The sequence below is a fragment of the Pseudomarimonas salicorniae genome (assembly GCF_023156535.1).
GTDB classification, from domain to species: domain Bacteria; phylum Pseudomonadota; class Gammaproteobacteria; order Xanthomonadales; family Xanthomonadaceae; genus Pseudomarimonas; species Pseudomarimonas salicorniae.
Genome location: NZ_JALNMH010000005.1, coordinates 96275 through 108377, shown reverse-complemented (window position 1 = coordinate 108377; position 12103 = coordinate 96275). Strand labels below are relative to the sequence as shown.

11 protein-coding genes are annotated in these 12103 nt (G+C 68.6%); 7 read left to right on the top strand and 4 right to left on the bottom strand.

The features are described 5' to 3' along the window. Window positions 1-460: 460 nt before the first annotated feature. Window positions 461-778, top strand: a complete 318-nt coding sequence (locus M0G41_RS07295) for an antibiotic biosynthesis monooxygenase family protein (RefSeq protein WP_248207060.1) — start codon at window positions 461-463, stop codon at window positions 776-778. Here the strand turns inward: M0G41_RS07295 and M0G41_RS07290 are convergent. Continuing rightward, entirely contained in the window at window positions 772-1932 is a 1161-nt protein-coding gene (locus M0G41_RS07290) for a baeRF7 domain-containing protein (protein WP_248207058.1), read from the bottom strand. The two genes, M0G41_RS07295 and M0G41_RS07290, sit on opposite strands and share 7 nt — an antisense overlap. A 249-nt stretch (window positions 1933-2181) precedes the next feature. On the opposite strand from M0G41_RS07290, the gene M0G41_RS07285 reads away from it, so the two are divergent. The 5 genes from M0G41_RS07285 (at window position 2182) to M0G41_RS07265 (ending at window position 5854) form a co-directional block, all read left to right on the top strand. Continuing rightward, a complete protein-coding gene (locus M0G41_RS07285) occupies window positions 2182-2748 on the top strand; it encodes a gamma carbonic anhydrase family protein (protein ID WP_248207056.1) in 567 nt (188 codons plus the stop codon). A 12-nt stretch (window positions 2749-2760) separates the two neighbouring features. After that, a complete protein-coding gene (locus tag M0G41_RS07280; protein WP_248207054.1) occupies window positions 2761-3834 on the top strand; it encodes a PA0069 family radical SAM protein in 1074 nt (357 codons plus the stop codon). A 43-nt stretch (window positions 3835-3877) separates the two neighbouring features. Further along, entirely contained in the window at window positions 3878-4312 is a 435-nt protein-coding gene (locus M0G41_RS07275) for a GFA family protein (protein WP_248207052.1), read from the top strand. Beyond that, window positions 4309-4653: an MmcQ/YjbR family DNA-binding protein gene (locus M0G41_RS07270; RefSeq protein ID WP_248207047.1), complete on the top strand. Its 345-nt coding sequence runs from the start codon at window positions 4309-4311 to the stop codon at window positions 4651-4653. Before M0G41_RS07275 ends, M0G41_RS07270 begins: the two co-directional genes overlap by 4 nt. Window positions 4654-5410: 757 nt before the next feature. Next, window positions 5411-5854: a hypothetical protein gene (locus M0G41_RS07265; protein WP_248207044.1), complete on the top strand. Its 444-nt coding sequence runs from the start codon at window positions 5411-5413 to the stop codon at window positions 5852-5854. A 13-nt stretch (window positions 5855-5867) separates the two neighbouring features. On the opposite strand, the gene M0G41_RS07260 is transcribed toward M0G41_RS07265, so the two are convergent. Next, complete coding sequence (locus tag M0G41_RS07260; RefSeq protein ID WP_248207041.1) at window positions 5868-6950, bottom strand: leucine-rich repeat domain-containing protein; 1083 nt, start codon at window positions 6948-6950, stop codon at window positions 5868-5870. A gap of 159 nt (window positions 6951-7109) precedes the next feature. Between M0G41_RS07260 and M0G41_RS07255 the strand changes: the two genes are divergently transcribed. Next, window positions 7110-7550 carry a GFA family protein gene (locus tag M0G41_RS07255; protein ID WP_248207039.1) on the top strand — a complete coding sequence of 147 codons (441 nt, stop codon included), beginning with the start codon at window positions 7110-7112 and terminating at the stop codon, window positions 7548-7550. A gap of 343 nt (window positions 7551-7893) precedes the next feature. On the opposite strand, the gene M0G41_RS07250 is transcribed toward M0G41_RS07255, so the two are convergent. Then, window positions 7894-10662, bottom strand: a complete 2769-nt coding sequence (locus M0G41_RS07250; protein ID WP_248207036.1) for an FG-GAP repeat protein — start codon at window positions 10660-10662, stop codon at window positions 7894-7896. A 133-nt stretch (window positions 10663-10795) separates the two neighbouring features. Continuing rightward, a partial coding sequence (locus M0G41_RS07245) for a fibronectin type III domain-containing protein (protein ID WP_248207034.1) occupies window positions 10796-12103 on the bottom strand: 1308 nt, incomplete at its 5' end.

The window sequence follows — 12103 nt, the reverse complement described above, 5'->3', positions numbered from 1 at the left end:
GGTGCGGCTGACCGCACCGGGCATACCGTCCGAACGCCCGCATCGGTGCGCCAAGGCATGCCCTATGGGGCTTTGCCGACGCCCGACGAAGTCCGACTGTGGGAGCGCCCTTGGGCGCGACCGCGGAGATCCGCTCTGGCCGCGGTCTGTGGTGAATCCCTAGCGCGGCGGTCGCGCCCAAGGGTGCTCCCACAGTCGGGTCTCGTTGAGTTGCGAGAATGCGGTCGAAAGAGGGCGGGATTCAGACGCGCCGGAAGGGCGCAAACCGGACCTTACAGCGCCGTTGCGTGTAGGAGCCAGCTTGCTGGCGTTAGGCGCCCCGGATGGGACGATCGCCAGCAAGCTGGCTCCTACTGCGGGTTTTGCGGAAGGTCTTCTTCGCGCCCGTGCTGCGCGTTCCGCCGGCGCCCCCGCCCTTCAGCGTTACCCTGTCCTCACCCCGCTTCCGCAGTGAAACGCCATGCTGTTCATTTTCGAGGTCGAGATCGGTGAGGGCTACTCGGCCGAGCAGTACGCCGAGGCCTGGGTCCGGGCAAGCAGGCTGATCCAGCAGGCCGAGGGGGCAGCCGGCACGCGCCTGCATCGCTGCATCGGCGATCCGCGCCGGCTGCTGGCGATTGCCCGCTGGGAATCCAAGGCGGCGCGCGACGCGATGGCCGGTGCGCCGCAGGCGCAGATCCGCGAGATCATCGACGGCCAGGCCGAGTTCGTCTCCGTACGCATCCTCGGCGAATTCGAGGAGGCCGAGTGGCGGGTCGACCCGCCGGACGCTCAGTAGCGCCCGATCGCAGCCGCCGGGGACCCTGCCGGCATGTGCTCGCCGCTCAGCGCGAAGACCGTCCCGCCCTTGGCCAGCGTACGCCGGACGGCGAGGTCGAGCAGGTCGTAGTCGCCCGGGGCGACCTCATCCGGATCGCTCAGGTAGACCTTGTTCGCTGTCGGGTCGAACTGTCCCCACACATGCTGGTCGCGTTCGACGAACAGGGTGTCCACCCGACCCCAGTAGGCTGCCGGCACCAGCTTCTCGATGGAGTCGATCGCGCGTTTACTGTCGGCCAGCGCGGCAAGCCGGTCCTTGGCCTCGCGCTCGGCCTCGCGGAACACCGGCTCGACCAGCGGCAGCGCGCGGTCGCGCAGCGTCTCGTTCGCGAGCGAATCCGGATTGCCGTCGATACCCGGCTCGATCAGTCGGGCGTAGTGGTTGGCCTCGCGATACAGCGCCTGCTGGTAGTTGACCGAGGCCAGCACCATCGGCGCCTGCTCGTTGGCCAGGAAGCGGCTGAGCGCCCGATCGACCTGCTGGAAGAATCGGTACAGATCCAGCTTCTCGGTGTCGTCGCTGCCGCCCTGGCCATGGAAGATCGCCGGTCGGGCACCGCCGTTGCCGCTGGCGCCGGTATGGAACTGCAGCGACTGCTCGCGATCATCGTGGGCCAGCGCCTCGGCCTGGCTGCGCGGCATGTCTGGCACTTCGAGTTCGACCACGCTGTCGTGCGTGGCCTCGAGCAACCTGACCTGGTTACGGCTGAGGGCGAGGATGTAGAAGCGGTCGCCCAGGGCCAGCAGCGGCAGCAGGGGCAGGATCTCGAAAGCGTCGGCCACCACGGCAAGCGGCTCGAAGGAGATCGGCAGCGAATAGCTGCGCAGGCCCTCGGCGTTCAGGAACAGGGCCAGGCCCTCGCGCTGGTGCTCCCAGAACGGGGCGTCGTCGATCAGCGCGACGGCCGGTGCCAGGGCCGCTTCGGACTCATGCGGCTTGAGACCGCGTGCCTGCAGGTGGCGGTCGGCTTCGGCAAGCAGGTTCTTCAGATGGATCGGCGCCTGGCGGACGCCTTCTCCGCTTCGCGCGGTCGGCAGGAACAGCGACACGCAGCGCGGCGAGCGATGGTCGAGCAACTCCTGGAGTTCCTCTCCGGACAGGTGGCTAGGCATGGGGGCCTCCTTCTCGGTTCGGGTCAGCCGCCCCGCCCTTGCAGGCGCAGGGCACGAGAAAAGAGGGTAGTGCCGCCACGGTTAACGCAGGCTGTCATGCATCCCGGTCGTAACGTGGAGATTCACCGAGGTTCAGCGCCCGGCGATAAACCGCGGGGCAGCCGCTAGCGCATGACTGACCGCGGCGTCGGGATGGCTGCCGGCGCTCCGCTGCGGGACAATACGTCCACGTCGAAAGGAGTTCCGCCGATGTCGATTCGCCCCTATCTTGACCAGCAGCCGCGGCTGGGCGAGCGCGTCTATGTCGATCCGTCCGCCGTGCTGATCGGCGACGTCGAGCTGGGTGACGACGTCTCGCTGTGGCCGATGGCGGTCGTGCGCGGCGATGTGCACCACATCCGCATCGGCGCGCGCAGCAATATCCAGGATGGCGCCATCGTCCACGTCACCCACGACGGCCCTTACGGGCCACCGGGCGGGCTGCCCTGCCTGATCGGCGCGGACGTCACCGTCGGCCACGGCGCCATCCTGCACGCCTGCACCATCGAGGACGCGGTGCTGATCGGCATGGGCGCGCGGGTGCTCGACGGCGTGGTGGTGAAGAAGCACGGCTATGTGGGCGCCGGCGCCCTGGTCCCGCCGGGCAAGGTGGTCGGCGAGGCCGAGCTGTGGGTGGGCAGCCCGGCGCGCTGCGTGCGCACCCTGAGCGACCGGCAGATCGAGCAGCTGCACTACAGCGCCCAGCACTACGTCCGGATCAAGGATCGCTACCTCGGCCAGACCAGCGCCCGCGGCGTCCAGGTCAGCGGAGGCTGAGGCGCCAACGCGATGGCACCCGGCCGGATCAAGGGACGCGGCAGTGCCTGGGACCAGCCCGGACGCTTCGAGTCCACCGCGGTCGATGCCTCCGCCCAGGCCGACGAGGGCTGGGAGGTCGAGGCCGCGCTGCCGCCGGGCACCACGGTGGTCGAGGAGCGCGCGCGCAGCATCATCAGCCGCAACAGCTCGCCGGACATTCCGTTCTCGCAGTCGATCAATCCCTATCGCGGCTGCGAGCACGGTTGCAGCTATTGCTTCGCCCGGCCCAGCCACGCCTACCTCAACCTTTCCCCGGGCATCGACTTCGAAACCCGGCTGTTCGCCAAGACCAATGCTGCCGAACTGCTGCGCGCCGAACTGGCCCTTCCCGGCTACCGCTGCGAGCCGATCACCCTCGGCGCCAACACCGATCCCTACCAGCCGATCGAGCGCCGCTTCGCGCTGACCCGCCAGCTGATCGATGTGTTGAGCGCGACGCGTCATCCGTTTTCTCTGATCACCAAGAACGCCCTGGTCGAGCGCGACCTCGACCTGCTGGCGCCGCTGGGCCGCGAGGGCCTGTGCAGCGTGATGGTCTCGGTGACCACGCTCGACAACCGGCTGTCAGCCCGACTGGAGCCGCGGGCCAGCGCCCCGGCGCGGCGCCTTCGGTGCATCCGAACCCTGCGCGAGGCGGGCGTGCCGGTCGGCGTGCTGGTGGCGCCGGTGATTCCGGCAGTCAACGACGCCGAGATCGAGCGCATCCTCGAGGCCGTCGCCGAGGCCGGCGCGCTGAGCGCGGGCTATGTGCTGCTGCGCCTGCCGCACGAGGTGGCGCCGATCTTCCGCGACTGGCTGGCGCAGCACCTGCCCGATCGCGCGGCCCACGTGATGAGCCTGGTCCAGCAGCTGCGCGGCGGCCGCGACTACGACGCCCGCTTCGGCCAGCGCATGCGCGGCCAGGGGCCGTTCGCCGACCTGCTGGCGCAGCGCTTTGCCATCGCCCTGCGCCGCCACGGCCTCGACCGCGAGCGCCCGGCGCTGGACTGCAGCCGCTTCCAGCCGCCGCGGAAGCCGCAGGCGCAGGGCGACCTGTTTGGCTGAGCAAAGCCGCTATCCTGTCGCCCCCTCGCCATCGGGTGCGTCCATGAGCGCCTATCTCGCCAGCTGCCTGTGCGGCGCCGTCGCCTTCGAGATCCACGGCGGCATCGATTCGATCATCCACTGCCACTGCTCGCGCTGCCGCAAGTCGAGCGGCACCGCCTTCGCCACCAACGGCTTCATCGCCAGCGCCGGCCTGCGCGTGCTGCGCGGCGCCGAGCGCATCGCGGCCTTCGAGATGTCGCCGGGACGGAAAAGGCACTTCTGCGCCACCTGCGCCTCGCCGCTGTACAGCTCGAATGCCGCCGATCCCGAACGTCTGCGCCTGCGCCTTGGCGTGCTTGATTCCGAGATCAGCGAACGGCCGCTCTCGCACAACTTCGTCTCCTCGCGCGCCTGCTGGGAAGACCTCGACGCCGACCTGCCGCGCTACGACGCCCACGAGCCAGGGCGAAGCGCCCCTGTCGGGACAACCGGATGAAACTGGACGCTGTCCGCGCCCTGGCGCTGGCCCTTCCCGAGACGACCGAGGCGCCACACCACCACTACACCTCGTTCCGCGTGAACGGCAAGATCTTCGCCACCGCGCCGCCCGAGGGTAACGCGCTGCACCTGTTCGTCTCCGAGACAGACCGTGAGCGCGCCCTGGCCCTCGACCCCGACTGCCTTGAGCCGCTGTTCTGGGGCGGCAAGGTCGCCGGCCTGCGCCTGACGCTGGGCAAGGCACGCAAAGCCACCGTCGCCAGCCTCCTGCGCCAGGCCTGGCGCCACAAGGCGCCTGCCCGCCTCGCTGCCACGCTGTCGCGTGCCGATTCGGACTGAGGTTCGGACTGAGGCTTGTGCTGAGGTTGAAACGCCGTCACCACCGTTCGCCCTGAGGTAACGAAGGGCGAAGCGCAGGGTCGCGGGGCCGTCCGTACTTCGATACCTCAGCACGAACGGCTGGAAGGTCTCGGCACGAACGGCTCCGAAGTCCCAGCATGGGCGGCTTGAAGGTTTCCGCACGAGCTGCGCGCAGGTCTCGGCTCGGACAGCTCTGATGCGTGCAGCACCGTAGTCGCCTTGGACGCGGCGTAGGCGACAGCAGCTGGCAAGTTCTGCGGCAACTTCGCGGGGTGCCCGTTCGCCCTGAGGTATCGAAGGGCGAAGCGCAGGGTTGCGAGGCCGTTCATGCTTCGATACCTCAGCACGAACGGCTGGAAAGTCTCGGTATGAACGGCTTGGGGATCTCAGCATGGACGGCTGGGAGGATTCGGCCCGCGCCGCTCGCGGGCCGCAGGACGGACGGCTTTGATGGGTGCAGAACCATCGTCGTCCCGGTCTCTGCCGAGGCGGAGGGGATGGCTGCCGGTTGGTCTTGCCGCAGGTGCTCAGGCTGCCCGTTCGCCCTGAGGTATCGAAGGGCAAACCCGCAACGCAGAACGCTTCACAAGTCGCGCGCGTTGCAGCAAAGGAACGCCGGTCCGCCGCCCCTGCCTGCCGCGCCACACCGCCGAAGGCCCTCCGTCCGTCGCAACACCCACTTCCGCCCAGCGCCCCGCCGTGCTGGGATGCCAGGCATCGCAAACGGAAGTCCCTCATGCACCCCGACGACGCCATCCGCGCCCTGGTTACCGAGCTGTACGCCATCGTTTCCGGCCCCGGCGACCAGCCCCGTGACTGGGCGCGGCAGGCCGAGCTGTTCATGCCGGGCGCGCGGATGATCCGCACCGTGCTCGATGCAGAGGGCCGGCCGCAGCCCGAGTTCATCCAGGTCGAGGACTACGCCGCCAACTTCGAGCGCAAGCTGGCCGGTCGGCCGTTCTACGAGGTCGAGACCCACTCGATCATCGAGCGCTTCGGTTGCATCGCCCACGTCTTCAGCACCTACGAGGCTTTCGCCGACGAGGCGCGTACCGAATTCCTCAAGCGCGGCATCAACAGCATCCAGCTCTATGACGACGGCAGCGGCTGGCGGGTCGCCGCCATGGTCTGGGACGACGAGCGACCGGGTCTGTCGATGCCCGAGCGCTACCGCGGCTGAGCGGCAGCGTCGATCAGAGCGCGCAGTCCGAGGCTTCGAAGCCATCCTCGTGCAGGGTGATCGCAGGCGTCTGCGCGGCGATGCTGGTCGAGGGGATGCCGGCGAACCAGGCCTGCAGTGCAGGCGGAATCCTTGCAAACCCATTGGGCTCGGCATCGAGGCGATTGGTGTCGATGCCGAAGAACTCCAGCGGCAGGGCCGACAGCGTGTCGGGCAGGCTGCCGCGCAGCCGGTTCTGGCCCAGGCTCAGGGTGTCGAGCCGGCTCAGATTGCCGAGCGTGGCGGGTAGCGTGCCCTCCAACTCGTTGTCGAACAGCACCAGGGCCTGCAGGGTGGTCGCCCGGCCCAGGCAGGCCGGAATCGGTCCGCCCAGCGCATTGCGATCAAGGAACAGCAGTTCGATCTGCGGCAGCAGGCCGAGTGCCGGCGGAATGCCGCCGCTGAATTCGTTGCCGCCGATCAGCACCAGGCGCAGGGCGGGCATCTCGGCCAGCACGTTGATCGAGCCCGAGAGCTGGTTGTCGAACAGGAACAGGGTCTCCAGCTGGTCCAGCTGGCCGAAGCTGGCGGGCAGGGCGCCGTCGAGGCGGTTGCCGTCCAGCGCCAGGCTGCGCAGCTGGGCCAGCTCCCCGAGCTGCGTCGGCAGCGCGCCGATCAGGAAGTTGCCGGACAGATCGAGATTGCGCAGCGCGGGCAGGCTGCCAAGGCTGGCGGGAATGCGGTCGGCGATGCGATTGTCGGCCAGCAGCAGCGACTGCAGGCTGGTCAGCGCATCGAGCTGCGAAGGCAGGATGCCCTCGAGATTGTTCGCCGGCAGCTCGACGGCCAGCACGGTGCCCGCCACCGGGTTGATGCTGATCCCGAACCAGCTGCCGGCATCGGCGCTGCCCCAGCCGCTGCGGTTGCTCCAGCTGTCGCCGCGGGTGCTGTTGTAGAGGCTGATCAAGGCGAAGCATTGCTCGATCTGCAGGTTCATCCCGGGCTGGGTGCAGACCGCGGAGGCCGACAGGTTGGCCCGCGCCGGCGCAGCCACGGCCAGCGCCCCGACGAGTAGCGCGCAGAGCAGAAGCGGAACCCCGCGTGGCTGGTTCGACATCCCCATGCTGCGAGCCTAGTCCACGCGCTGCGAGCCCGCCACCGCGACGGCGGCAGTCTCGGGACGGAGCCGGCGTTTCCGGGTCAAGAGCGCGCTACCCTTGTTCCGCCGCGTCCATGCTGCATGCCGCAGCCCGGGGCGACGGTGGGGGGACGCGCCATGCAGCAGGTCACCGGCGGCTGCCTCTGCGGCCAGCTGCGCATCACCGCCCAAGGTCCGCCCTACCGGGTCGGCCTCTGCCACTGCCTCGACTGCCGCAAGCACCACGGCGCCCTGTTCCATGCTTCTGCCGTCTACCCGCAGCAGACCGTACGCATCGAGGGCGAAGTGCGTGAGTATCGCGGCCGCTGCTTCTGTCCGCACTGCGGCAGCTCGGTGTTCTCGCGCAGCGGCGACGAGATCGACGTCCACCTCGGCACACTCGACCAGCCCGGCCACTTCACGCCCAGCTACGAGCTCTGGACCCTCCGCCGCGAACCCTGGCTCCCTCCCTTCCCGATCGAGCGCCTGTACATCCGCGATCGCGAAAGCCAGGGGCGGGACGAAGGCCCGGTAGTCGCTGTTCCAACACAGCCCGAAGACGGCCTCCACCCCGGCTGAAGCGTCGAGTTGAGCGCAGGTCAAACACCGCCGCTTCTACTCCTCCCCTTGCGCTTCCTCAAGAAGCGCAAGGGGCAGGCTGGGAGGGGGGGGCGCCCACACGGCGCCGCGGCCCCCGCGCGATACGCGTTCGCTCGGATCAGAGTCCTGGACTGTGCAGCGATACTGCCGTGTCGAGCGTCTTGGCCGTGGTGCCACCACGTTCTGCGAGGCGGGCTTTGCCGGCCGGCTGCACAACCTCCAGCGCAGGGCGCTGGACTTGTCCAGAGTCTCCTTGAGAGGTGCGCATCGTACGCGTCGAGTTCTGCCCCCTTGACTTTCAATCGAAGGCGACTCGCCTGGTCTATTCGAATCCGGAGCGGAGCAGTCCGTCGGGGCTGACCGGATCGATCAGGGCACGCTGGATGACCCTCGACTGGCTGCTGTGCGCATCCGCCACGTTCTCGCCACGGAGCTGGGCGATCAGTTCGACGAAGCGCACTTCATCGCTCACGGTGCCGGTCAGCTCCACGGTGACCGACTGGCCCACGTCGAGACTCGTCAGGCTGCGTACGTCTCCGCTGCCATTGACCGGGCTGCAGGGGACCTGTGGCGTGCAATCCCAGAGCAGATCTTCCAGCCCGCGCTGGGGGACGGTACGCAGCTCGGCTGCGGAGAGCGGGACAGGCCCGCGATTGGTCAATGTCAATGCATAGCCCCGCAGCGGTTGGCCCTTGCCGGGCTGCCGGTGCAGGTCCGGCCCCTTGCCGAGGCCCCCCAAGGGCTGCCATCGCAGGCTGACGTGGGCCATCTGATTGACGTAGGTACAGGTCACTGCGACCGAGACGACAGGTTCCCCGCTGACCGCCCCGTTCCCGTTGCCCACGGTGCAGGCCTGCGCCGGCGCGCCGGGCTGGGCGTGTACGGTGACCGCGTAGGTGCCGCCATCGATCACCGAGGTGGGGAAGCTGAAGGGGCCGTTGGCGTTGATGACCAGGTCGTCACCGCCGTTGTTGCGCAGGACCAGGCCCGAACCGGTCAGGCCGCTGACCGTGCCGCCGATGGAATAGGTGGGTGCGCCAAACAGGTAGATCGCCCCGCTTTCTTCGGCGCTGTTGTCCCCTTGGTCGCCATTCTCCCCGGTGGCGGCGCTGTCCTCCTGGTAGGCGCCGACGACAACCGTCTCGCCGGAAATCGCGGCTGCGAACCCGAACGCGTCTCCAGCATCGGTGTTGCTCGCCTTGAGGTAGGCCTGCTGGCTCCAGAGGCCGGCAGCCCGGGTGAACAGGTACGCCGCGCCGCTTCGAGGCGCAAGCTCATTGGTGGCATCTCCGTCAACGCCCTTGGCGTTGCTCGACTCGCCGGGCGCGCCCACCACAAGGCGGTCTCCGGACAGGGCGAGCGAGGTGCCAAAGTAGTCTGTGCCGCCGGTGTACTCCGCCTTGAGATAGGCTTGCTCAGTCCACTGGCCGTCGCTGCTTACAAAGACATAGGCGGCGCCCGCCGCGAAAACCGATTCATCGGCCGGGGAGGAAGCATGGCCGCTGCTCTCGCCCGCCGCACCGACCGCGGCGGTATCCATCGACAGGGCCACCGAAGTTCCGAACCCGTCTCCCGGGCCCGCGTTGCTGGCCTTCAGGTAGGCTTGCTGGCTCCAGGTATCGCCCGTTCGGCGGAACACATAGGCCGCACCACTCTGCGGCGCCGAGTTGTCCAACTCATCTCCGTTGATTACTGAGGCGTTGCTGTCTTCGCCCGGGGCACCGACCAGCACGGTGTCGCCGGAGACCGCGACGCTAGATCCGAACTCGTCCACAGCACCGGCGTTGCTTGACTTGAGATACGCCTGCTCGGCCCAGCTATCGCCAACTCGCACGAACACGTAGGCGGCACCGCTGTCCGGGGCCGTGTTGTCGCTGGCGTCGCCGTTGATCGTGGTGGCGCTGCTGTCCTCTCCCAAGGCGCCGACCACCAAGGTGTCACCGGAGATCGCCACGCGCTCGCCAAAGTAGTCTTCGGGGTCGGCATTGCTTGCCTTGAGCAAGGCCTGCTGCCGCCATACTCCCGCCTCACGCACGAAGACATAGGCGGCGCCGCTGTTGGCCAGAGCGTCGTCCTCGCTATCCTCCAGCGGCGCGCCCACCACCAGCGTGTCGCCGGAGAGCGCGACGGAGACGCCGAAACGGTCGTCTCGGCCGGCATTGCCGGCCTTGATGAAGGCCTGCTTGCGCCAGCCGAGGCCTTCGCGCACGAACACGTAAACGGCGCCGCTGTTGACGCCCGCGGGGCCCTCGGCATCCTCGGGTCCGTTGATCCCCGCCGAGCTGGTGTCCTCCCTTGGCGCCCCCACCGCCACAGTGTCGCCGGACACCGCCACCGAGAAACCGAACGCGCTCTCTCTACGGGCGTTGCTGGCCTTGAGATAGGCCTGCTGCACCAAGGTCGGATCAATGGTGACCGGGTACACCGCGCCGCGATCGTCGATCTGCAGGGCCAGCTGCCGTTCGTGCAAGACCATCCGTGCCGGCAGTTCGCGCTGCTGCGCATCCCACACCTTCAGGCCCTGGTAGCGCAGCTCGGCGCGCGTATCGAACAGCCTCAGATACTGATTGGGCAGATCGCCTTCCAGCGTCATCTGCAGGCTGCTTTGCACGTCCAGAAGCACCTCCAGCGGAGCACCCTCAGCGCCGCCTGCCGGGCGGCGGGCCAGCTCGAACCACTGCTGCGCTCCACTCGGACGGTTCTCCCACCACTCGCGAAAGCTGGGTGTCCACTGCGTGTGCACCGCGCCCTCCTCGGCGCGCTGGGACAGCGGCGTGTCCAGCCGCTCCCGCTCATCGGCGTAGCCGATCGACAGGGGGCGGATCCGCACAGTGAAGTCCACGTCCACGTCGGAGGGCGTGACCTCGGTCTGGCCGTCGGCACCAAACCGCAGCCGGTAGCCCTGCTCCGGATTGCCGGCCGTGAACCCCGCTGCGCTGGCTCTCGGCGTGTACGCCGGCGCCTCCATCGCAGACCGGATCAGCGACCAGTCGGCCGAATCAAGCTGCCCGGGCAGGGCCTGGGCAGGGCCCGCCTGCAGACCGATCAGGCACACCATCCAGCCCAAGGCTGGCAGGACATGGCGGAACATACGACCCCCTTTGTGCAGGTGGAAACACCGCCCCCATTTTGTCCAAGCGGGGCCGCGACCGCTGCTCCGAATGGTGCGGATCCGTGCTCATTTGTTGCAGGTCAGCACGGCCGGCTTCCGGCCGTGCCTGTGATCAGCTCCGCCGGGCCAGCACCGCGCCCGCGAGGCCGAGCGTCGCCAGCATCAGCGCCATCAGGGCCCAGGTGGACGTGGCCGGGATCGTCACCGGCGTCGAGGGGGCGAACACCCCGGTCGCCGTCGCCGCCGTGCCGGAACCCACCGCGTTGCTCGCGCTTACCGCAACGCTGTACTGCCCGGGAGTGAGCTGCGAGATCGTGCACCGCGTGGGCGGTGGGTTACCGGTGACCGAGCAACTGCGCCCGCCGGGCGCGAGGGTGACCGTATAGCCGGTGATCGGCCTACCGCCGTCCGAAGCCGGCGCATCCCATGCCACCACCAGGTCCGAGCCGGAGGGGGTGAACCGCACGTTCCGCGGTGCCGAGGGCGCGATGGGGTCGTTGCTGCAGCTCACCGCGACTGTGCTGATGTTGGCCGTCGTGACCGTGCCGCTGCCGTTGGCGACCGTGCAGGTCTGGGCGGGACTGCCCGGCTGGGTATGCACGGTCACGGCATAGGTCGCGCCGCTCGCCACCGGCGCGCTGAAGACGAAGCTGCCGTTGCTGCCAAGGCCCAGGTCATCGCCGCCGTTGTTGCGCAGGACCAGGCCTGACCCGGATAGACCGGACAGCGTGCCGCCCACCGTGTAGGTGTTGGTGGAGCAGGTCACTTCAACGTGGGTGATATCTGCCGAGCTGACCGTGCCACTGCCGTTGGCGACGGTGCAGGTCTGGGTGGGACTGCCCGGCTGGGTATGCACGGTCACGGCATAGGTCGCGCCGCTCGCCACCGGCGCGCTGAAGACGAAGCTGCCGTTGCTGCCAAGGCCCAGGTCATCGCCGCCGTTGTTGCGCAGGACCAGGCCTGACCCGGATAGACCGGACAGCGTGCCGCCCACCGTGTAGGTGTTGGTGGAGCAGGTCACTTCAACGTGGGTGATATCTGCCGAGCTGACCGTGCCACTGCCGTTGGCGACGGTGCAGGTCTGGGTGGGATTGCCCGGCTGGGTATGCACGGTCACGGCATAGGTCGCGTCGCTCTCCACCTGTGTGGAGAAGACAAAGCTGCCGTTGCCGCCAAGAGCCAGGTCATCGCCGCCGTTGTTGCGCAGGACCAGGCCTGACCCGGATAGACCGGACAGCGTGCCGCCCACCGTGTAGGTGTTGGTGGAGCAGGTCACTTCAACGTGGGTGATATCTGTCGAGCTGACCGTGCCACTGCCGTTGGCGACGGTGCAGGTCTGGGTGGGATTGCCCGGCTGGGTATGCACGGTCACGGCATAGGTCGCGTCGCTCTCCACCTGTGTGGAGAAGACAAAGCTGCC